Genomic DNA, 22,921 nt, shown 5'->3' with positions numbered 1-22,921 from the left:
TACTTCATCATTCCCAAAATTCCCAAAAATCTCGTGCCCTCTATCCGTTTATTCTGCATGTTTTTTTCCGTTAATTATCATTTCCTTACCTAACAACCTTAGTTCCGGTCTAATAAACTGCCATGCATTTGTCATTTCACCCAACAGCCTCTGCTTTTCTTTCCGCGAAACCCCTAGCTGAAAAGGATCGGCAAGCACCCAGAATTTGAAGTTCAACAACACCAGCTGCCAATTTCTCTCAACCTCACGTCTCAAATCCAAAGCATTGCAATCGAGCATCACCTTGAAAAACAAAAATTGTTCAACCACATTGGTTCCGGCAGAAACAAAATCTCCGGAAATCTCACATTTATATTGAGAACCATAATACACATCGATAAGCCTGATTGCGCCTTGGATTTGGGTATTGAAACGAGGCAACTGCTCTGCAGGAACCCACAATTCTTCATGCAGAGCGGTGCCTACGATTTGTCTATCCAATTTATTGATATATGATTCGTTCATATCCCATTCCGTGACAAAGCCGGAAAAGCCAGATTGTGCATCATCCGTATTCCAATTCATTGCCATTTGCTCGGCATAATGCTTGCTCAAAACCGAATAAAAGTTCGGCTGCTCTGGCAATCTTGGAGGAAAACCCTTCAACCCCCTATTTAATATTAATTGCATTTCATATAGTCCGACTGGACGATATAAGGTCCTCATCTCACGTATAACCTCTTTCTACAGTTACAGTCATTCCGTACGCCAGAAAAAAACCACAAGCGTCATTCGCCTGTGGCCGGATCATTGAATTTAAATGAATTGACAATTATGTACCAATAGGTTTGTTTAATCCTATAATCTGGCAAACATGTCGTCCGGTGAGGCCGATTGAAATAATAATAATTCAGAATTAACTATCAGATAACTATGATCTTTATAGCTCATTTGCATCGGCCTCCTTTCCTAAATTTCCATATATTTATCATAACCTATGGCCAATATTTGTCAATTGAAAATAAAAAATAATCAGTCTTATTAAAAATAATGATTGATGACTACAGTTGACCATGAATCATGAACAATCACCCTGTTCCTCCTCTACTTCTTGAGCCTCCAGTTCATGCTGCCGATCAGATTGGAACACACTTACGATTGGTACATAGGATCACAGGTTCAAATCCTGTTGGTACGATCATAATATATAGGGAACAGCAGCTATGTAGTTAAATCAACGCGTGAGTGGTGGCATGATTCCACCTTCTCCTGCCAGAATAATAAGAAGAGAGGAACTATACCGACCCTTGGGTACAGGTGAATTTCATGAAAAATCAAGATTATGAGCTAACCCATGCGTTAACATTTCGCAATACCTCGGAGCAAGGCTTAAGTCTTGAGCAGGTTCATCAGCGAATTATCGGTTTTATAAAGCTTGATCCCAAAGCAGTCTATAAATTTATTATAGGTACCGATTGTCAGGTCCATAATGGTTATACACAATTTATTACAGGCGTGGTAATCCAGCGACCTGGTAACGGAGCTTGGGCCTGCTATCGACAGGTTATCGTTCCGCGGTCCATGGTTTCGATCAAAGAAAAGCTCTCCACTGAAACCGCATTAAGCGAGGAGATTGCGTTGTTTTTTTGTGATGATAAACGTCGGGAAATGGAGGATATCATTCTACCCTTTGTGTATAATGGAGCTTCATTGGAATCGTATATTCACATTGATGCAGGTTCAGATCACGTGAAAAATAAAACGTCTTTGTATGTAGAGGAAATGGTATTGCGTGTAGAATCGTTAGGCATGGTTCCGATTATTAAACCGGATTCTTATGTAGCATCAGCATACGCCAACCGATATTCCAAAAAGAAACATCAAATTATCGTGTGAATTCCATGATCGTTTTTAGATACAAGAAAAGACAACCAGGTTTGATGGTTGTCCTTATTTTTAGTAATAATATTACGACCTAAAAATCGGATCGCTTTTGATAAAAATCAAGGGAAATTGGGCAGAACAACTTTTTTCAGCCGATTTTTCAACTTATATGACAAATCCATTATTATTCATCCTGCGTCTGCGTGGCTTATGAAATAATATGTTCTTCAGCATGAATCCTCTTACTAGCTTCTTTCTGGCAACACATCGAGAAGTCCGTCATTTTCTCCATTTTATTTAGTAATATCTTAACCCAGCGGTCGTGGAATAAATGCAAATGCTTCCTGTGGGACATTGAGTCCGTGACTTCTTACTTGCTGCGCTCTTGTAATAACGGCCGCACCTTCAAGTAAATTGAGTGCAATTTGCACGACTGTTCGCCTATCGGGCAGCTCCAGGAAGGTTCCTTTGACCCAGGCGTTGAATGCACCCATAGCCGGACCGCACCAAATCTGATAATCGAGTCTGCGATGCTCTGTCCCCTCGATCGCCCAGCGGCTGGCCTTGCCAAGATACCAGCGAAAAATAAGTGCCATCTTACGCTTGGGATCTTCCAAGGCCTTGGTAATTTGACCGGGGTCACGATTTTGGAAAAACTGCTGTGTATCCTGCCAAATATTCTCCAGCTTCTCTTGGAACACTTCCTTTTCCAACTTCAAGATTTCTTCACGCGGTATATCCTCAAGCGAGCGGTAAGTTCGGTACAATTCCTGCAATTTGAAGCCTCTGGAACTAAATAACGTTCCCCGCTTAAGAACCTGTACCTTTACTCCTTGCTCGAACATATCTCCTGCGGGTGCCATGATGACATCGGCCAAATCCGCTGCCGCCAGCATCTTCTTTCCTTCCGTTGACAATCCGGACTCGATCGCCGATTGATTGACAGAACCCGTCATAATGTAAGCAGCTCCAAGGGCAAAAGCAGCTGCTGCTGCTGCAGGATTTCCGATACCTCCGGAAGCACCGATTCGGATCGGCTTCGTGTATGCAAAGTTGCGCATCAATTCATTACGAAGCCCCAAGATCGTCGGAAACAAGGCCGCCAATGGACGATTATCGGTATGCCCGCCGGAATCGGACTCGACAGTAATGTCCTCCGCAAGTGGCAGATGGGCAGCAAGTCTGACTTCTTCCTCGCTGAGCTGCCCTTTGGCCAGCAGCGCCTCCAGCATGCGAGCTGGCGGTGGTGACATGAAATGCTTCGCTACCTCCGGGCGGGAAACTTTGGCAAACAAATAATGCTTGCGGCGAATGGTTCCGGCGGCATCCAGATGAAGCCCGCTGCAGGCGTATCGTACGACTGCGGGTGTTAAACCCATAAAAGCGGAAGCCGACACTCTGACAACGCCCCGACGGAGAAATAGATCCACGGTCTTTTCTTCCATCAGCGGTTCGTTCGGACTGTGGATTAAATTGATCCCCCAAGACATCCCTTCCGGATCTAAGGCAGATTGGATTTCGATTATTGCTTGTTCTATGCGTTCAGGAGAAAGCCCACCCGCCCCGAAGAAACCTAGCATTCCGTTTCTGGCCATAGCAATGACCATTTGAGTTGTCGCGATTCCATTCGCCATCTCCCCGGCGATGTAAGCAAACCGAACGCGATGAACGTTTAAAAAGGAGCGATCGCCCAACCACTCGGGATACATAGCCGGAAGTACAGAACTGCTGCTTAACTGCTGCTTCCCCCCGTGTCGCCTCTCCCATTAGAACGAAGCGGTTGTCGCCATTTTCACATAAAAAATCGTCGGTCCTGCCGCCTTCGCCTTATGTATGCCCAACCCCGGCCATAATCCGCCGAACAGCAAGACTGCGGCCATGAATGCACTAAACCAGTTACTCTTCCAATTTCCCACTATGGATTCATCCTCACGAGCCGGTACAATTCTATCATCAGTTTCGATAGCACGTTTTTCTAAAATGATCAACGTTATCTGCTATACTTCTGTAATCATTATAATAGATAAAATAGTCCATTATTCTTAATGAAATCTTAAGAGATTTGTAGATAATGAATTACTTTTCTTAATAGATTCTTAATGAATAGCATTCAAATGTGTATTTCTCTATTTATTCTTGTTATGATTTGGGTGTGATCAAGATTGGCTCCATGTCTTGGAGAGGGAGGAATGATTCACCATCAATCAAATTTTAATTGTAGATGATGAACCTGAAATTCGTCAGTTAATTCGGATGCATTTGGAACAAGCAGAACTTCAAGTCATAGAAGCCAACTCAGGACGACAAGCTATTCAATACCTACAGGAATATGCCATAGAATTATTGATACTGGACCTCATGATGGATGATGGCAACGGATTTGAGGTGTTGCAATATTTGCGAGATGCAAATGTTGCACCGTTAGTCATTGCGCTTAGTGCAAGACGTAAAGTACAAGACAAAATCACGACGCTCGGATTAGGTGCAGATGATTATGTCACAAAGCCTTTTAGTCCAGTGGAATTGGTTGCTCGTGTGCAAGCACAGTTAAGAAGACATCGCCCTCATTCTTCTTATCCTGCCAAGATTCTACGTTTAAATAAATTAGTGCTAGACATCGATAACTTTCTTTTTCGAAATGATGGGAAATTATTTTCTGTAACCCCGGTAGAGTGCCGACTTTTAGAAATGTTCATGCAAAATCCAGACCGCGTTTTAACCAAAAGAGAAATTTACAAGCAAGTGTGGAATCATGAAAACTTTGACGATAACAATTTAAGTGTTTTTATTAGCAGACTGCGAAACATTCTTGAACCCACGGAGGGTTCGCCTCATTACTTTCACACCATACGTGGAATCGGTTACAGATTCTCAGGAGATGGACAATGAAAAGTCGAACAAAGCTTTGGCTACTTATGCTCATTAGTGCAATCATCAGTATTCTTTTGTTTACTTCACTTAGTCTTTATATAGGTGAAGGAGATAGAGGTTATGGTCTGAATAGCCTGAATGCCATCTCGCAAGAAGTCCTTGATACGATAACAGCGCGTCAAGCTTTTCATGTCGAAGACATAACACCAATACTGGATAATGCTCATAGCAACCATCCTGATATTCGTTTTGAATGGATTTCAGCAGATGGATCGACGATTTATGATACCTTCGGAGAAAAGAAAACCTATGACTTTGGGCAGCTTGCAAATCGAATGCTTTATATGCCCCAGAACCTATGGGGGGTTGATGAGCTAGTTACGCTTACTTTTTCCATTAGCCAAGAGGATCACCCCTATTATTTGCTCATAAGCTTATCCAGTAACGATATGAAAGATGGGCAAATTTATATTTATATGCGTGGTTATAAAGTCATGTTTAATCTTATGCTACCGTTAGTTGTTGCTTTATTAATTCCCTATCTGCTATCTCTATGGTTTTTCTCTTCCATGAACAAACGCATCAATAAGCTCAACCATGCTATAGGGCAGCTTAACCTCCAAAGTAAAATCACTGTACTAGAGGACACGAAAAAGGATGAAATTGGCCAGCTCACTACGCATTATAATGCCATGGCTCGTCGTATTCAAAATCAGGGCGAACAAATCAAGCAATTTGACACCAGACGAAATCTGCTGCTGTCTAATCTTTCCCATGATCTTCGCACCCCACTAACGATGATTTTAGGCTACGCAGAAACGATTCGCGCCGGATTGTATAAGGATGAGAAGGAACTGCAAGCGAGTGCCAAAGTTTTGCTGCATCGCTCTCGTTATATCGATAAGCTATTAGATCAATTGTTAGATATTACTCGGCAAGATGAGGGAAATTTAGAGCTGCATGTTGAGGTGCATAATTTATCTGAGTTGATTCGAAAAGTTGCTGTAGACTACCTGATGTTTATTGAGGGGCAAAACTTCACGGTTGAAGTAAATATCCCGGACGAGGATATCCAAGCCTGGTTTGATGCCTCTCTAATCGAACGTGCGCTGCGAAACCTATTGGACAACGCGATCCGTTACGGATCAGAAGGCCATTATCTTGAGATCGGGCTTACAGAAAAGGATGATTCCCTATTCATGACGGTTATCGATAAAGGACGCGGCATTCCCTTACAGGATCAAGAGCATGTTTTTGAACGGTTCTACCGTGTTGATGCCAGCAGAAAAGGCGAAGGACTCGGCATTGGACTATCCATTGTCAAAGAAATCATTGCCCTCCATGATGGATCGATTACCTTGACAAGTGTCCCTTTTGAAAAGACTGTGTTCGTAATCCAGCTGCCAAATCATCATTCTGAATAGTAACGTTGACTCTTCCTGCGTCCAACCAATGTGCCATAAAAGCCAGCATGAGCTCTTCCGCTACTGAATGAAATTACATCTACTTTAGAACAAAACGAGGGTTACTCCTAGGCAGTTTATTACAACCGCCTTCAGAGTAACCCTCCGTTTATTATGACTCTACCTTCTCATTTGCTCTTACATTCTTACCGAATTGTATCAATTAGTTCTCGTGTGTTTGTATCTCTTCTGGGCTCTGAATTATAAATATTTTGATACCTCACTGGCCGCAGCATTTCTTATACTTCTTCCCGCTCCCGCATGGGCAGGGCTCATTTCTCCCCACTTTAACAGACGCTGCTTGCTGGTCAAGATATATAACATTGTTATTATTTGTTTTCTGGCTGGAGCTTGAACCTAGCTCGGCAAGTGTGTGCCCACGATTGGACCAAATCCTAGTGTGATTATAGACATCTACAATCAATGGCATAATCACCTGCAATTGCTCCCTTTTGTTGAAACGAATATCTCTTCGCTCAAACTCACTCATGATTGCGGCTAACGGCTCTTCCATGGAGCAAACAAGTTGAATATATTCCACGAGGGAGTCTACAAGCCATTTATCCTTGCATAGGTGCTGTGAAATATATTTATGCAAAATGGCCAACTGAGGAGTCTTTTCGAAATAATCCGACTCTGCGTACTTTAGAAACTCCTGCTTGTCTGGAATATAGTAAGGTTTATCCTTAACTCCCTCAAGAAGTGCATCTTTATCATCTTTGTTATCGTAGTCAAAATGCTCATGAATTACATCGCCGCGTTTTAAGTACCACGTTTGAGTCCTGCTTGAAATCTTTACATAAACATCAACAAGCTCGTTCTCAGTCAATTGACATTTATTTTGTGAATTGAAAATTTCGATGACCTTGCCTTGTGGACAGGTCCCATATAAATTAGCCGATGCATGGATATACTGTAAAATTAACTGTAAGCGGTCACGGTCTTCAAGGAAAGCCTTCAGAGGTATGCTACGATAGGCTTCCTTGATCTCCTCAGGAATTAAGAAATACATCTTCTCCTCTTTATAAAACGAATATAGCAGACCTTTCTCTCTCAAAAACAAATACATCCCTGGATACAGCGTGTCATCCTGAACATAAGGAGCCTTTAGAAGCGTATTTATTAATTCCCACTCCTCAGTTTCCGCAACTAACAAGGTATCTCTCACTACATTGACATTCGTAATGTGCTTGTAAAGTGCATCTGCAAGGTCCTGCTTCTTCATCTTAGATCGACCTGGAAGCTCGTAACTGGAAGCCAGTAAACTTAATCGCTCCTTTGTAAGGACTTGAAGATTATCCTTCAGCTTTGTTGAAACTTCACCTTTTATCGCATGTTGGATGTTCAAATCTCTTAACTTTTTTGCAAAATCCATTCTCATTTCCCTTCTTCTATCCATTTGATATGGCTATATTGTATCTTATCGTATCGAAAATATAAAATTTTATATGGGAGGACTGCTATAAGCCTTCATGTTCGTGCTTGCTTTTTTATGATACGGATCGCTCTTCAGTGTTATTTCGTTCGGCATACCTTTTTCTTTCAGTTGACATAAGAGAAGTGTCCTTGTATTGTTAGTTTAAACATTTAAACCAATAAGGAGGGATAACTTGAGCATAAACACCGAACATGTTCTTCAGCAGTTTAAGGACTGTATACCTCTTTTGGATGTATTAACGGATGAGAATAGGCAAAAAATAATTATGTTGCTGGCCGCTGATAAAAAAGGGCTTAATGTCAACTCGATAACGGATCATATAAACCTTTCAAGACCGGCAATCTCGCATCATTTAAAAGTGTTAAAGCAATCTGGTTTTATTAGTTCTGAAAAAAAAGGGACTGAAAATTATTATTTCCTTACAGTAAAAAAGCCCATTGATCAACTTAAACAACTCATATTAGCCATTGAAAAACAGTGCAACTCCTAACATAAAAAATATAAAAACAATCATTGTACAGTCGAGTATGAAACAAAAATTTTTAACATTTTAGTTTAAAGGTTTGAACGCATAAACATTTAAGGGAGTGATGGATATGAAAGCAATGGTGATTGATGGATACGGAAAAAATATGCCTTTAAGACTAGCAGAATTGCCGGTGCCCGAAGCTGGAGAGCAAGATGTTCTTGTTGAAATTCATGCAGCCAGCTTGAATCCAATCGATTTTAAAATAAGAGATGGAAAAACGAAATTCCTTCTCAAATACAATTTCCCTTTAATACTTGGCAATGATTTTTCTGGAAAAATAACAAAATTGGGTTCAAAAGTTACAGCATTTAAAGTTGGAGATGAAGTTTATGGCAGACCGAGAAAAAGTCGCATCGGGACTTTTGCGGAATATATAGCCATTAACGAAGAAGATATTTCGCTAAAACCACAAAATCTAAGCTTCGAAGAAGCTGCTTCCATTCCATTGATCGGACTTACCACCCTACAAGCATTCGCCGATATTTTGGATCTCAAGAAAGACCAGAAGATACTGATACACGCAGGGGCAGGGGGAGTAGGAACCTTCGCCATTCAACTTGCAAAGGTAATGGGCGCCTATGTTGCCACTACAGCAAGTGACAACGGGTATCAGTTAGTTAAGTCCTTAGGGGCCGACCTGATCATAAATTACAAAAAACAGAACTTTGAGGAAATATTAAAGGACTATGATGCGGTTTATGATACTCTGGGCGGAGAAGCATTAGAGAAATCCTTTAAAATACTCAAACCACACGGCAAAATTGTATCAATTTCGGCTTTACCCAACGCCAAATTTGGTAGAGAAGAAAATTTTGGAATATTAAAAACAATGATATTATCCATTGTGAGCAGAAAGATTACTGCACTAGAGAAAAAGCATAACGTAGACTATCATTTTCTTTTTATGAAACCCAGCGGAACCCAATTAGAATATATTAAACAACTTATTGAACTTAATAAAATAAAGCCTGTAATTGATAAAATTTATGATTTTGAAGACACACAAAAAGCCGTTGAATATTTAGAAACAGGAAGGGCTAAAGGGAAGGTTATTATAAGATTAAAGTAATCTGATCAAGACCTCTGCTTTCCGCTTTTCCACTATTTGTGATACGGTTCACCGTATAGTATTTAAGCACAAAGTACAATTTAAACATAAGATTTACTTCAACAAATAAACACAAAGCCACTCCGAAAAATGGAGTGGCTTCTTTTGACTTCTCTTTTATTGAACTATCGTTCTTCGTTAGTTGAATAATATTGTGATTAGATTAATCCATAATTCACTTATTGAACGCCAAGCTGTACATCAATCATTCTGTGCGAAGAGGAATAAGATCAGCATAGTCATTAAAAGCTTAAATTGTTTTTATTACTTCACTTGTTCCGTGTCATCCGTGCATTCGAGTCGTTTTTATTAAAAGAAGTGGTCATATGGTTTTATTTCCCTTTGATAAAAGTCATATAATTGATTAATAGAAGAACTTGAGAAGATATGACTGGCTCGTTCAATTTTCTCACGTTCCCAATCGAACCAACGCATTTCCTTTAGCTTTTCGATTTCTTTGTCTGGAAAGCGTTTCTTTATCTCTTTAGCAGGGTTGCCGCCTACTATCGTATATGGTGGGACATCTTTTACGACAACCGATCCAGCCGCAACAATGGCACCTTCACCTATTTTCACACCGGGCATAATCATTGCATTCATACCAATCCAGGCATCACTTTCGATGATTGTATCTCCTTTTGGTTCGTAAGAAGTTTCAATTTGCTCCAAAAACGGATACACGGTAATCCATTCAGGATGATGATTGTGATTTCCACCCATTAAAATAATTACACCACTTGCAATGCATACGTAATTTCCTATAATCAATTTATCTAAAAGCCAACCATGGTCTTCGATGGGGTTAAATAACTTTCTTGATTTTTCATCTCCCCAAAGGTATCTAACGCACCCATCTTCAAAATCATGACTATCGTAATAACCAGAGTAGTAGGAGTATTCCCCTACTTCAATCATTGGGTTGGTGACAATATCCTTTAGATACTTAATTTCAGACCAGTGGTTGAACCGATGTTGTTTCATTCTTTTCCCTCGCTTCTAAGTAAGATAAGTCTTTTTTTACTTAGAAGCTTGATGCAGTAGCAACATTCTTAAACCGTTTCAAACGACGAACCATCGTACTCATCCTTTTCCCTTTTGATGGGGACATTGTAACAAACGAATCATTTGTTCGTCAACAGGTATTACTTATACCTACTTCGATATATTTTAATCGAGGCACCTCTTCTATAAATGTATTATTACATGTTTTTCAACACATATTGGAACAATCCTGCCCGTTCGCTGAGAAGGCTGCCAAACAATAATCGTCGGCAGCCCTCTCATGTATTTTCATTGAACTCTCCTTACCCGATAGTTCAAGCGCTATATGCTATACCATCAATCATAATAAGGCAATCGGAGTCGATAAACTCTGTTGTTGTGGTCATTCTAGCCGGACATTTATCTTCATCAAAGTAATCTAAAAACACTTTTTCCATTTCTGGTAAGTCCGCAATGTATTTAAGGTACACATTCACCTTAACGAGCTTATCTAATGAAATATCGCATTTCAGAAGAGTTTCTTTTAATCCTAAAAAGGTACTATGTATTTGTTGCGTGAAACTTTCTCCAAAACCTCAATGTAAACCAATAAACACATAATCTCCTGCTACTACTGCTTTGGAATAGCTAAATTTAGTTGGAATTCTTTTTATCATTTAGTTTTCCCCCTTCTATAATTGTAATTTAAGATACATACATTATAGAACGTTAGTTCTTATTGGTAAACATTTGTGTATTTGCTTTACTTATACATTATCCTGTCCGATACTTCGATGGACAAGAGGAGCTGCCACGTAGCAAGTTCCTACAATATAGTTCCCAGTTAGCGGAGCGAAGCTAAGATAGTAAAAAGCTTACCTTAAATCCCTCTTATCAATTAAATGAGTTGGAATTTTTAAAACTACCTTCCCTATCAACCTTTCTTTATCCACGAAAGGGGTAGTCCACGAATGAGAGTCGAAACTATCATTACGGTTGTCGCCTAAAAAAAAGTATTTGTTTTCGGGGACAGTAATCGGACCAAATTCATACCGAATTGGCTCGTTTAAGTAAGTTTCGGATACTTTTACACCATTACGAATCAGTGCCCCGTTCTTAATTTCAATCACATCACCAGGAGTTCCTATGAGTCTTTTTACATACCTTTCATTAACCTTCTCGGTTATAGGTGGATAAAATACAACAATATCACCAAACTGATAATCATCCATCCATATTATTTTCTCAACAATTAATCGGTCATTAATTTGAATGGTTGGAAGCATCGAACCAGTCGGAACAATCATAGCTTCTGCGACAAATGTTCTAATAGTCAACGATGCAACGATTGCAATTAGAAAGCTTATTCCCCAACTTTTAATTATTATGTTCAAAGGTTACGCTGTTTTCCCTCATTTCATTAGCAGCAAATAACTTTACGGACTAATTCCATTAATCTGCCTCTATGGAGAATCACTTTTCTCTTAAATGCTCATGTTTTCTTAGTTAACTAATTCCAAATTTTTATATTTTGACGACATACTCAACTCCGCCAAAAAATGAAAAAATAAGTTTATTTTCTGTTCCTGAAAGCAGTCTTTGTATATTTTCCATATGCCTGAAAGTAACCATAAACGCCATTAGGCACACAAATGTATAAACATATAAGGTATTACCAAAAAAAGGAATAAATGAAATAGCCGCAAAAAGCATTGTAGCACATATTGTGCCTAAAGAAACATATCGGGTAAAACTACTATTATCACAAAAAAGCCAAGGCATAAAAGGGCCATAACCCAGTCAACCATAAACAGCACAGCCACTGCTGTAAGTGCTCCCTTGCCTCCTTTAAACCCAAAATATACCGGCCAGTTATACCCTATAACAGCTCCTGCGCCTGCCGCTAAAAGGCTTACGCACCCTTCAGTTGAGTACGCTTATAACTGAACTATCCTGCCAGCTAGCACAACGCGGCCGCCGATCCATGCCGGCAGCCGCGTGTAGGGTGATTAAGGTGTGATACCCAATTTCACAAGCGATACGCTGCGCCGCGGCACGCTTCTTGGACTGAAGGACTTAATCAAATAATCATATGCGCCCATCATCAGTCCGATCAGACGATCTTGCTCCTCACCGCGCGCAGTCAGCATGATAATCTGGATGTCCTCGGATTGACGATTCTCGTTGCACACTTGCCAACCATCCATATGCGGCATCATCAGGTCTAGCAAATCAAATTCGAAGTTTGACTGCGCCATAGCTCTAATGCCTCCAAGCCGTCTCTAGTGGTCATACGAGGGTAGCCTTCTCGTTCCAGATACCTGCGACAAACATCTGTAATATTCGTATCGGCATCAGCGACCAGTACTCGTTCATTCAATCAGACCCACCCCAAATCCCGAAAAATACAATTGACTCAATCATACTTTAAAGATAATTGCCCTACTCAGCCCAAATCATTTCATCGCCCAAGCCGGCTTCATATATTGAGTGATCAACGTCTCAACCACATAAGTGCTACCATCGTCAATAATAGGAGCGATATTCAGGTTAACTTGCTTTCCGTTTACCATAATTTTTTTCGATCCAATCCATAATTTAATCGTTTCTCCCGCTGGCTTCATGCCACTTTCCATCATGTTGTCTTCCATCATCTCGTCGTCTTTCATCATCATGTCATCTTTCATCATATTTCCATCCATTTTACCCATGTAAACCAAGGTTACTGAACTTTCCTTGCTGTTCCATTCTATGCTGTAGCCATACATCTCCGACGTCTGTCTCAAGTGAAAAAGTTCCATACCATCCTTTTTAATCGTTTTCATTCCTGCTGATAGCCGTCTGGATCTTAACGAAATGGTTTAATAAACGTGAGTTTAAAGCCATGAGGCCTTTTGCGTAGCATTTGTCTCGCAACCCAACAAAAGGTGATTGACGGTTATAACAATTACAGCTTCATGCCGGATAAATCCATTACGAGAGCAGAGGCAGCGGCGATGTTGGTTCGTGGCTTAAAATTAACGAAACAAAAAGAAGTTAACTATCTTGATATTCATTTTAATCACTGGGCATACCCATATATAAATAGACAAAGAGGCTGCACCAGGTCCTTCCAACCTTGCGGGACAGCCTCCAAAACCATTGAAACACCTATTCATAACAAATATTACATTTTATAACTTTATTTTTTACAATTTCTTAAGGATTCTAAAGATGATTACCGCTGTTTCCGCTCTTGTAGCATTTCCGAGAGGATTGAGGCCAGCTCCATTTCCTTCTACAATCCCTTGATGCACCATGGAAGCCACACCTTCTTCAGCGTAAGAAGCAACCGATCCTTTATCGCTATAGCTGGCAAGATCCGAGATATTTCCTGTAAGCTTGAGCTTCTCTAATAATTGAAGCGCTCTTGCACACAGTACCATCATGTCTTGCCTGGAGATTTCTTGTTTTGGATTAAAGAGGTTATCCCCTACTCCAGTGGTAATACCAAGTTGTTTAGCAATACCTAGAGGCTGGTAATAATAATCACTACTGCTCACATCGGTGAAATTAGAGCTAAACTCAGCTTTCATATCAAGCGCTCTAACCAACAGGGTGATAAAATCACCTCTTGTTATTTTTTTATCCGGATCAAAGGTGGTGTCAGATGTGCCTTGAATGATCCCCTTTGAAGCCAGTAACTCAATCGCTTCTTTTGCCCATGAATAATTTGTGCTCACATCGGTGAATTTTTTACCTTCAGAAGACGGCTGTGTGCTAGGATTCGTCGATGGTTTCGATGGTGCTGCTTCTGTTGGCGTCGTTTCTGTCGGTGGCGTTGGTACTGTAGGCGTCGCAGGTGTTGTCGTCGTGCCCCCCCCAGTGCTTCCACTCGACTTATTGTTGTATAGAAGCGTTACACTTACCTGAACGGATTTCGCACTCTCTCCATACGCATTATCAGCAGTAACAGCATAATAATAGATCAACCCGTTAAAAACGCCTGTATCCAAGAAATTTAAATTACTGATTTTAGAAGCGATTAATTCGAAATTCCCGTCACTTCTTGCGGTTCGATATACATTATATCCAGTCGCTCCAGTTACTGCATTCCACGTTAAGCTAGCCTGATTAATCCCTGGGGTTGCAGTTGCGGTAAGTCCCGATGGAGCTGTAGGAGCTTGACCTTGTGGTGGTACAACCGGTGCAGTTGTATCTTTCCAGTTCGCATAAGCCACCAGACCACTGCTGCTAACTGGTGTACTACTTGTAAACTGAGTTCCTAATCCATCTGGACTTGTAGACCATCCTGCAAGAGCATAACCAGGTCTACTCACAACAGGCAATGTCTGGGTTACAAAAGCATTACCCCTAGCTTCATCATAATACGCCGGAAGGGATTTGCCTTCTATTGTACTATCGTCAAAGGCACCACCATTGGCATCAAATGTGACATCACCTACGTGTGTATGGTCTTTAGCAAGAGAAGTAAGCTTTAAGAAATCCCCAAATAGTAGATTTGATGAATAAGTTCCCGACGGAACCTCATTCGTCACTTTTTTATCTCTTTCAAACACTAACGGTGCCGCTGTCTGATAACCAACTGGCATTGTTAAGTTAACAAAGAAATTATCTGTAACTTTACGGCCTATATCGTTTGTTGATGTTTTCGTAGTTCCATCCCATAAATATATTGAATGGGGATTGTTTGTATACTGCTTTCTGCCATCGGTTTTTACAATAGCAGAATCTTTCATTGACTCAATAACATCATTCGTAGTTACAGTAGAAGCAGTGTCCTTGCGATATGAGTAGAAACCATTTACGACATATCCGCGTACTGGGACATTACTATAGCTTACAAAGTTAATATTAGCTCCCATATTGTCGAAGGATACGTTATTTGTTGCAATCAACGTCGGATTTGAGTTGGATGTGAAGCCCGCACTTTTATTTCCAAAAGCTATTGAGTTAGAAATAGAGTGTGCGACCGGAACGCCTTCACCACCAAGCTTGAATCCGTTTCCATCTCCCCCGACTGTATTTGGGTACGATAAGGTATGCCCGTTAGCATAGGCAATACAGTAGTCCAAAATAGAGGGACCTATGGGAACACTCTTAGCATATAAGTCCCATCCGTCGTCAATATTATGATGCGCTACATCTCCAATAAATCTGTTATTGATTCCGCTGGTCAGCTTGGCAGCAAACCCGTCAGCATCGTTTTCGGCTGCATCCCTGTTGTCATATGCTTCACAGTTTAAAATAACATTGCGTGAAGGCCAATATGCCAGTGAAGGCTGTGTGGCTGCATCTCCACGTGAAATCTGTATACCTGCATTTGTTGAGCCGTGCTGACTAATCATTTCAATAATATTGTCATTACCGCTGATAGATACACTTCCACCTGCGACTTCAAAGTTTTTCACGTGCCAGAAGTTTGCCTGGACAGCGAGAGATGTAGCTTTAACTCCAGCCTGTCCTATAACCTTTTTATAGGCCTTCGCTGTACCGTCATTGTAACGCGGGAGAGTTAACCCACCGTAATTACCCGACAAAAGGTAAATTGTCCCGCCTGGGGCCAGCTTTGATACCGCATCTGTAAAAGTAGTAGGCGCTGCTGAGGTCTGCCCATTTCCTCCCCCTGCAGGTGAGACATAAAGCGTGTCAAAGCCCTGTACTACAGATACCGGAATTGGTGAAACGATTCTGTCATAACTAGAATATTGTTTAGAAGTACTTGGGAAGAACTCTACAATAATACCATTTGTAGAACCTACACCACCTAGTTTCACCGGCTGAGTCATTGGAACATTAGTCTTAACTTCCTGTGACGCAACGAGGTTACTGTTCAAATAAATATTAGCTGTACCTTCCGCAGTGGAGGTATAAACCAAGTTATAGTCTGAGGATGTAGTACTGGCAGCCGAGCGAACTGTTATCGCAGGAGTAACAGCTGCCTGAGCGATAATCGGACCTGGTATATCAGCTGCTGATGATGTTACTGATAATTCTGTGTTGGAGAACTGTATATGAGCGTTACGTGCTGTAAAGAATCCAACATAAATGTAATCCGAATCATAATAGTCCAGCGGGATGTCGTTGTTAATTGAGTAGGTCTTCACATTCGTACCTTGTTTAATGGTTGCAGACCAGTTATTATTCTTACGCTCAATAGTAATAGTAGATGTATTAATTATACCAGTACCTGTCTTCCCTAATCTATCAAACGGACTAATAGTGCCGGTAGTGGATGTATTAGGCATGCTCTGGTTAGTAGCAGTAGCTCCTTCGATATATTCCGTCCGATTGTCACGGTAGAAAGCATTCCAGGAAGTATTGCCCCTCGCACCGCCCATAAACATGGAAGACGACCAAACGCTTGTATCGCCATCTGTTGCAATTCGGTCACGTGCCATAAGTCCAAAGGCTTCCTGACCATAAATGGCAGTTACTCCGTCCGGATTACTGAAGGTTATAACTTTTACATCCGCGGTCAGCTTAAAATTATCATCCTTACTTAGTCTTTGATAATAATAATTTATACCGTCATGTCCGTCAGCGACCTTACCTGCGCCGTTTTTAGTTTCAAGATCTATAGTAGTACCAGGTGAAACGGTTCCGTAACTAGCTGCCGGAGTTACAGTATACACGTTATTAGGTCCCTTACTAGCGGACTGACCGAATGTAACCTGCTTCCAGCCGGTTGTATAATCCTGCACCACCCTCACAGAAACCGGTACAGTACCAGTTAACCCTTCATTTGAACCAATTCCCTGAAGAGTGATATTGTACAGGCCTGCTTTACTCATATCTACCGCCGTTGTAACAGTAGTGTAGTCGGTTCCGGCTGCAAGCACCGAGCCGTAGGTGCCATCGTTATTTTGCGCTTTAACAACCATGCCGGTGAGATCTATAGTATCACCAATTTTGTAGGTTGTTTTAGGATATGTAGTAGCAACAAGCTTTGAATTAGCAACTTTGATTATATCGAAGCCTATATCAATGCTCTTTCCTGCATAGTATATAGTTACTTTGCTTGTGCCGGCATTCTTTACAAAGTCTGTACTTAGGGTAGTATAATTGACAGTATAGCCAGCCCCATTTCCATTATCCATAGGCATTATTTTCTTTGTACCATCAGATAAAACCGCTTTGACAATAATACCTGAGAGGAGCTTTTTAGTTGCAGCTGCAGTGCCTGAAGCGTCAAATGATGTATCACCTACATAATAAGAAGTTTTTAATGGTGGTTGAGAAATCTCTAGACTATTTACGGTAATATCCTTAACTTCCACATCAAAGGTTACCGTCAACGGATTAACACCACCGGTATTAACCCCACTTCTTGTAGCAGTGATTGTTTTCTTTCCAGGTGTATCGAAGGCAGGTACGTTTAAAGTGTAATTTCCTTGCGCCGTACCTTCGTTCATTACTGGCTGCATACCTGAGGCATTATTGGACCTTATTTCAAGTCCGGTTCTATCAAATGCCTCTCCAACAGCATAAGTATTTTTCAGAGGTGGAATGGAAACATACATGTTGACACTATAGTCATATTTAACTGTATAAGGTAATATTGCAGATACCCCACGATAATAAACTGTTGCACTTACTGTGCCTACAGCAAGATTATCATATCCGGAGATAAAGTAGTCAGTAGAAGGTGCTTGCAAGTTTGTTGCACCTGAAACCGTGTTGTAATTAACCACCATATCTGACCAGTCAGGTGTTGTATTCTGAAAGAAAGATGCTGCTGCAGGAGGTGTAATAGTAAGACTCGCAGGAGTTGTTGAATCGGTCAGTTCCTCAAATGTAAGGCCTTTAAATGTTGCTGTTGCAGTACGAGAAGTAAATGCTCCCACATATAGGTCCTTTCCTGAACTATTTGGGAGGCCTATAGTAGAAGTAGAAACCATTGTTACTGAATCCTTTTTATTTCCGGAAGAAACATAAACAGTATAGCTATTGCCAACCTTAACAATCTCAACCCTATAATCTACCCCTGTTTTCATATTAATGGTTTGTGGGTTTGACGGTTTTGTAAGTGAGGTATTATTATTAGCCCTGTAAACAGTCGGATTAGCTAAATTCGCATCTCCGGATTCTGAACCTGTAGTACTGGATTGGAGCCATCCACCCATCAACATCTTTGATGCACCATCATAAGGTGGTGTAGCACTAGCCCCAAATGCGTCACGTATCATTAAGCCTGCTGCACTCTGAGCATGCAAGCTTATTGCGCTAACGTTCATAATTGCTGAGATACGGAAATTTTTAGAGCTGTCTACCGTCGTATAGTAATAATTAATACCATCCGATGCTCCTTGAATCTTGCCTTTGTCAATCAATGAGGAAAGTGTAATATTACCAGTATTTTGATCAGTTGTAAGAGTATTATTGGGATTGTAAACAGAGTTAGTAACACTACCTGCATTTTCACCAGAATTCTCAACACCTTGGCCAAAAACCTTACTTGTCCATTTTACTGGTGAAGCCACCGTTTGAGTAGCAGCAAGGCTGAATAATCTACTTGCCACTCCACCACTTCTTGCAGTCACAGTAAATATCTTCATGCCTGTAACAGCAGCCTTTTCTAGGTCAACATCCAATGGATTGTCCGGCCGAACTATTACTGCGATTTCAGACGTGGAAACATTCGGCATTGCTGGGACATTGACTGTGAATTCGGAATTAGCCGTTATCGGCTGTGATTCCACCGCCATGCCGGCTAAACCGCTGACTGATACGGTCAAAGAACCACCCATATCACTGGTTACGCCAAAGGAGAAGGAGCCTCCTTTGACAAAGGTGTTGCCACCAGAAATGGTGATATTCGGTTGCGGATGTCCGCTTAGTGCGTCCGTACCAGCAAATACGGGAACTTGTATAAGCGATACGATCAGCACCAGTACTAATATTAGTGCCAGACTTCTTTTTAGTTTCATATGACAACCTCCTTTTAGAAAGCGTTTTCATATTATATTAACATATAATCCATTATAGTCAATGGAAAATTGAAGCTTTGAAATACTTAATTCATCTGGTAGTTTGGTAGGTAGAACCTATTAATTTGCATTATATCCAATAGGCCCGCTGGCGGGCAAGTGCAGGAGCTGAAGCTTGCTGTAACGAGCGTAAACGGCGAGATGAAGAAAGTAACCATTAATAAATAACTGCTTTTGGCTTAATCAGTCCGATTATTAGGAATATCATACATACCGATCCATTGCTGTCGGCAGCCTTCTCCTGATGTTTATTGAGCTAAAGTAACCCGTTAGATCAATGAGCCACCTTTTAAATAATCTGATTTAACCATTCCGTAAAATACTAAATCTTCATAGATTCCCCACTTCAAAACATGCTGAGAGAAAGTCCCTTCTTCTTTCATACCGATTTTTCTCATTACTTTATATGACCCAGGATTTTTTGTCATTGCAGCGGCAAAAATGCGATTTAAATCTAAATCTTCAAACCCAAATTGAACGATCCTACGAGCAGCTTCTGATGCAAATCCTTGCCCCCAAAATGATTGACCTACCCAATAAGCAAGTTCAGCACGTTTATGCTTTTGAGATACTCCCATGCTCATATTACCAATCAATGATCCATCTTCCTTTTTAATCATCGCAAAAGCATAACTATCCCCTTTTTCGAAGGATTGACGTACATTCTCAATCCATTGTTCCGCTGCCCCATCTGGGTATGGATGAGGAATTGATAATGTTGTGCTAGCTACTTCTTCGTTGCCAGCTAATTGTTGAACCATTTTTGAATCAGATAACTCAAAAGTACGAAGCAATAAACGATTTGTTTCAAATATAAGTGCCATGTTTTATCCTCCATTTTTCTCTAATTATACATTTTCAGTTTGGTATTTGTATAATTTTACCTTTACCTATCCTGCCCTCTACTTGAGTAGTAATATCACTAAAAATATCGACCGTATAATTCTCTCCTACGCTCTCCTCGCAGCTGCGCATATATCTGTGTAGTAGATGCTTTTTCATGTCCAAGCATACCCTGAATAAATTCTAGTGGAGCACCGTTATCTAGCAATTGACAAGCATAGGTGTGACGGAATCGATGAGGATATACATTGGCAGTAATTTTCCCTCGTTGTGCTAGCTTTTTTAAAGACCAACGTATCGTTGGAATCATCAATCGTCGGATAGGATTCGTTTCTGTGACAAACAATGCCTTACAGGTATCTTTAATATCTCTTTAACCAAACCCTACACTCAGTAGTAAAATAAACCTCCCTTTGTTTAGAACCCTTACCATTCACAATAGCTGAACAGTTCTCCCAGTTGATGTCTTCAATATTTATTTTCTGAACTTCTCCAACGCGGCAGCCCGCGCAGTATAGAAATTCCAATAGAGTGTGATCACGGTGAGATCGACAGGTAATCTTAAGATGAATAACATCCTCCTCAATTAGAAACTTCGGAATACGTTTGTCCATCTTTGGCTCCCTCAGCTTGAGAGAAGGATTCCTTGTTATATGCCCTTCTTCAAATGCAAAACGAAAAAGGTAGCGTACAAATCGAATTCTATGGCCTAAACTGTTAGGTTTTAACCGCTCCGATACCCTAGCCAAGTAGTCTTTAAGCAAGTTTAAAGTGACTGCCTCAAACTCCAGATCACCCAGTTCACGAACTAACATCTTTAGTTGCAGAGAGTATGCTTTCATTGGTATGCGTGCTGAATCCCAAAATGCGTTTGTCAGCTTCATAGAGTATCCATAAATCCTTCAATGTCATAAATAAAAACCCTCCTAATTTTAAGTTAACTCTAGCATTGCTAGAATCGGGAAGGTTTAATCTTAATTATGTATTGTTGTACTAGCGTTCCACGTCAGTTTAGTTATATCGCCAGATAACTTCTCATTCGGATGCTTCCTTAAATCATTTTGCTATACAGATACGCTGACTACCAGTGCCCCAACGACGGCTGAGGCATCCGTCTCTAATCTTTTCCTTACGAACAACTTTTTGCTCTATTTTGTGTCTAACATATGGAAAGGGGTGGTAATTATGCCAACAACAAAAGCATTCAAGCGTTCATACTCAGTTATTTGGGGAATGTTTATTGCTGCTTTAACCATATACACGTTGTACACTTCAGAGGCTCAAGCAAGCGGGAGATGGAATGAACAGCCGGGAAAGCTTACATTGCTAGTCGATACACCTGTTTATGACGAACAGTCCACTGACAGCAAGCCAGCTGGTGTCATATCAGCATTCCAATCGCTTCAAGTAACTGAAACAGGCGGAAGTGAGCAGGATTCAACGAATCCATCAGATGGGTCCTGGTATCTCGTAAAGACGTGGTATGGCGATAAATGGTTGCGAAGCGGATCTGCGGTCGTAAAAGAGAAATATTACCCAGTCCATATGGAAGTCACGTTTATGGGTATGGAGGACCTATACGATTTTCCTGCGGATGATGAAAGTAACGGAGGCCAACTTTCCCCCCAGACGGTAACGACGCTTGGCCAGCTCTTCATTTGCAACGAAGGAGTCCCTGAGGGTACCCAGCCGGAATCAGATCACTGCCAATCATGGTATCGTATATTAACCTATTTAGGGGAAAAATGGATTGCCCCGACTAAAACAATTGAGCATTACGAGAATCAACACTCAACGGCAGCCCTTACCCCTTCAGCTGCATTCTACCAAGAAAAATTTCGTTCCAGCCGTGAGCTAGAGCCTCTCTTATCCAGATTCTCTATCGAACCTGTTTCGATGCATACCGAAAACGATGTCGCCAGGCTTGAAGTCCGAAGACTTTACCGGCACCGCGAGAAATTAAACGACGAAGAGGTCGAAGCCCTTAAAAACGCTGTATTCCAATCACTTGGAGGTTATTTTCCCCTTTCGATTACGACGTTTACCCTTTCTGACAAGGCTGATCTTGTCGGAAAAATCATGTCTATCGATAATACAGGTAAACGCGCGCTTTTTGTCAATTATGATAAATGGTCCGGTAAAGAACATCCTACTCCTAAAGCATATTGGATCAGTCTCCCCGACGATTCCAATATCCATAGATATGGGCAGGAACTTCAACTGAGCATGGATGACCTTAGGATTGGCCAGACCGTAGAGGTTTGGAAAGCGAAATTCACTTTATTGAGCTATCCCGGACAAACCATCGCCTATGAAATCACAATCGTTGAAGATGCAAAACCAGGCGAAGAAGGTATCCCTTTAAGTATAATACTAGATCTTGATTTGACCCACATCGATAAAATCGAATTAAAGCTTAAAGAGGGGAAGCCTATCATTATTCAAGAACTTGACATCATTCAGGCTATTTCCGAACGAATGCAACACATCCGTCTGCAAGCAGCCGATCAGTATCCGGCGGAATATGACACTTATACCATGTCGTTATATCAAGCGGATAGGAAAGCAATTTATTCCGGTAATCTGGTCCTTCAGCAGCTTCCTTACAGACCAACCACTTTAACTATCGATCTTGATGAATTCATCAAGAAGTTGAAATAATTCACCGTGACAAATCAACTCATAAGCAATTTAATTTTGATTTTAACTGCTCCTGAACCATGATTGTTATTGATTCGATATATCGGAGAAATTTCCTTTCTGTATTGTTCCGACAAACTCCCCGTTCGTATTATGAGGTCACCAGATCTTTCTGGTAGACCTTATTTTTGTGTG

20 protein-coding genes and 2 pseudogenes are annotated in these 22,921 nt (G+C 40.9%); 7 read left to right on the top strand and 15 right to left on the bottom strand.

The features are described 5' to 3' along the window. Positions 1–48 precede the first annotated feature (48 nt). Complete coding sequence (locus tag BM210_RS34700; RefSeq protein WP_218184903.1) at positions 49–705, bottom strand: hypothetical protein; 657 nt, start codon at positions 703–705, stop codon at positions 49–51. Positions 706–1,305: 600 nt separating this feature from the next. Here BM210_RS34700 and BM210_RS07935 point away from each other — a divergent pair. Continuing rightward, positions 1,306–1,875, top strand: coding sequence for a ribonuclease H-like YkuK family protein (locus BM210_RS07935; protein ID WP_091166285.1), 570 nt, complete (start codon positions 1,306–1,308; stop codon positions 1,873–1,875). Between the two features lie 296 nt (positions 1,876–2,171). Here the strand turns inward: BM210_RS07935 and BM210_RS07930 are convergent, their stop codons facing one another. Both BM210_RS07930 and BM210_RS34695 read right to left on the bottom strand, forming a co-directional pair. Further along, positions 2,172–3,572, bottom strand: a complete 1,401-nt coding sequence (locus BM210_RS07930; RefSeq protein ID WP_091166284.1) for a PfaD family polyunsaturated fatty acid/polyketide biosynthesis protein — start codon at positions 3,570–3,572, stop codon at positions 2,172–2,174. A 57-nt stretch (positions 3,573–3,629) separates the two neighbouring features. Next, complete coding sequence (locus tag BM210_RS34695) at positions 3,630–3,779, bottom strand: hypothetical protein (RefSeq protein WP_177237708.1); 150 nt, start codon at positions 3,777–3,779, stop codon at positions 3,630–3,632. A gap of 283 nt (positions 3,780–4,062) precedes the next feature. Between BM210_RS34695 and BM210_RS07920 the strand changes: the two genes are divergently transcribed. Both BM210_RS07920 and BM210_RS07915 read left to right on the top strand, forming a co-directional pair. Then, positions 4,063–4,752 (top strand): response regulator transcription factor, encoded by a 690-nt coding sequence (locus BM210_RS07920; protein WP_371263452.1) that lies wholly within the window; start codon positions 4,063–4,065, stop codon positions 4,750–4,752. Further along, positions 4,749–6,158: a sensor histidine kinase gene (locus tag BM210_RS07915; RefSeq protein WP_091166277.1), complete on the top strand. Its 1,410-nt coding sequence runs from the start codon at positions 4,749–4,751 to the stop codon at positions 6,156–6,158. Before BM210_RS07920 ends, BM210_RS07915 begins: the two co-directional genes overlap by 4 nt. Before the next feature lie 259 nt (positions 6,159–6,417). Here the strand turns inward: BM210_RS07915 and BM210_RS07910 are convergent, their stop codons facing one another. Beyond that, positions 6,418–7,572, bottom strand: coding sequence for a YecA family protein (locus BM210_RS07910; protein ID WP_177237707.1), 1,155 nt, complete (start codon positions 7,570–7,572; stop codon positions 6,418–6,420). 235 nt (positions 7,573–7,807) lie between these two features. On the opposite strand from BM210_RS07910, the gene BM210_RS07905 reads away from it, so the two are divergent. Both BM210_RS07905 and BM210_RS07900 read left to right on the top strand, forming a co-directional pair. Beyond that, positions 7,808–8,125 (top strand): ArsR/SmtB family transcription factor, encoded by a 318-nt coding sequence (locus tag BM210_RS07905; RefSeq protein ID WP_091166273.1) that lies wholly within the window; start codon positions 7,808–7,810, stop codon positions 8,123–8,125. Between the two features lie 106 nt (positions 8,126–8,231). Further along, complete coding sequence (locus BM210_RS07900) at positions 8,232–9,233, top strand: NADP-dependent oxidoreductase (RefSeq protein WP_091166271.1); 1,002 nt, start codon at positions 8,232–8,234, stop codon at positions 9,231–9,233. Positions 9,234–9,581: 348 nt separating this feature from the next. On the opposite strand, the gene BM210_RS07895 is transcribed toward BM210_RS07900, so the two are convergent. The 7 genes and pseudogenes from BM210_RS07895 to BM210_RS07870 all read right to left on the bottom strand — a co-directional run bounded on the left by BM210_RS07895 (position 9,582) and on the right by BM210_RS07870 (position 13,078). Further along, on the bottom strand, positions 9,582–10,253 hold the full coding sequence (locus BM210_RS07895) for a CatB-related O-acetyltransferase (protein WP_091166269.1): 672 nt from the start codon (positions 10,251–10,253) through the stop codon (positions 9,582–9,584). Between the two features lie 335 nt (positions 10,254–10,588). Continuing rightward, positions 10,589–10,828 (bottom strand): annotated as a pseudogene (locus BM210_RS07890) (RidA family protein); the annotation flags it as partial. 300 nt (positions 10,829–11,128) lie between these two features. Further along, positions 11,129–11,647, bottom strand: a complete 519-nt coding sequence (gene lepB / locus BM210_RS07885; RefSeq protein WP_091166268.1) for a signal peptidase I — start codon at positions 11,645–11,647, stop codon at positions 11,129–11,131. A 130-nt stretch (positions 11,648–11,777) separates the two neighbouring features. Next, a pseudogene (locus BM210_RS07880) lies at positions 11,778–12,151 on the bottom strand (glycerol-3-phosphate acyltransferase); the annotation flags it as partial. 111 nt (positions 12,152–12,262) lie between these two features. Beyond that, positions 12,263–12,511, bottom strand: coding sequence for a response regulator (locus BM210_RS07875; protein WP_091166266.1), 249 nt, complete (start codon positions 12,509–12,511; stop codon positions 12,263–12,265). Then, positions 12,478–12,633, bottom strand: a complete 156-nt coding sequence (locus tag BM210_RS34245) for a response regulator (RefSeq protein WP_143101014.1) — start codon at positions 12,631–12,633, stop codon at positions 12,478–12,480. Before BM210_RS34245 ends, BM210_RS07875 begins: the two co-directional genes overlap by 34 nt. 76 nt (positions 12,634–12,709) lie before the next feature. Continuing rightward, positions 12,710–13,078, bottom strand: coding sequence for a stalk domain-containing protein (locus tag BM210_RS07870; RefSeq protein ID WP_091166265.1), 369 nt, complete (start codon positions 13,076–13,078; stop codon positions 12,710–12,712). Positions 13,079–13,147: 69 nt separating this feature from the next. Between BM210_RS07870 and BM210_RS07865 the strand changes: the two genes are divergently transcribed. Then, positions 13,148–13,432, top strand: coding sequence for an S-layer homology domain-containing protein (locus tag BM210_RS07865; RefSeq protein WP_091166263.1), 285 nt, complete (start codon positions 13,148–13,150; stop codon positions 13,430–13,432). Between the two features lie 9 nt (positions 13,433–13,441). Here the strand turns inward: BM210_RS07865 and BM210_RS07860 are convergent, their stop codons facing one another. The 4 genes from BM210_RS07860 to BM210_RS35610 all read right to left on the bottom strand — a co-directional run bounded on the left by BM210_RS07860 (position 13,442) and on the right by BM210_RS35610 (position 20,970). Further along, positions 13,442–19,183: an S-layer homology domain-containing protein gene (locus BM210_RS07860; RefSeq protein WP_091166262.1), complete on the bottom strand. Its 5,742-nt coding sequence runs from the start codon at positions 19,181–19,183 to the stop codon at positions 13,442–13,444. Between the two features lie 329 nt (positions 19,184–19,512). Then, complete coding sequence (locus BM210_RS07855) at positions 19,513–20,067, bottom strand: GNAT family N-acetyltransferase (RefSeq protein WP_091166260.1); 555 nt, start codon at positions 20,065–20,067, stop codon at positions 19,513–19,515. Between the two features lie 98 nt (positions 20,068–20,165). Continuing rightward, positions 20,166–20,396 (bottom strand): tyrosine-type recombinase/integrase, encoded by a 231-nt coding sequence (locus BM210_RS35615; RefSeq protein ID WP_256223470.1) that lies wholly within the window; start codon positions 20,394–20,396, stop codon positions 20,166–20,168. A 52-nt stretch (positions 20,397–20,448) separates the two neighbouring features. Continuing rightward, positions 20,449–20,970 carry a tyrosine-type recombinase/integrase gene (locus BM210_RS35610; protein ID WP_256223354.1) on the bottom strand — a complete coding sequence of 174 codons (522 nt, stop codon included), beginning with the start codon at positions 20,968–20,970 and terminating at the stop codon, positions 20,449–20,451. 301 nt (positions 20,971–21,271) lie between these two features. On the opposite strand from BM210_RS35610, the gene BM210_RS07845 reads away from it, so the two are divergent. Then, the gene (locus tag BM210_RS07845) at positions 21,272–22,747 is read left to right on the top strand and encodes a hypothetical protein (RefSeq protein ID WP_091166259.1); all 1,476 of its coding nucleotides are present in this window, start codon (positions 21,272–21,274) and stop codon (positions 22,745–22,747) included. Positions 22,748–22,921 lie beyond the last annotated feature (174 nt).

Origin of the sequence: Paenibacillus sp. 1_12 (assembly GCF_900114475.1) — a bacterium.
Classification (GTDB): domain Bacteria; phylum Bacillota; class Bacilli; order Paenibacillales; family NBRC-103111; genus Paenibacillus_S.
The sequence above is the reverse complement of the archived record's forward strand: the minus strand, read 5'-3'. Positions and strand labels throughout refer to the sequence as shown.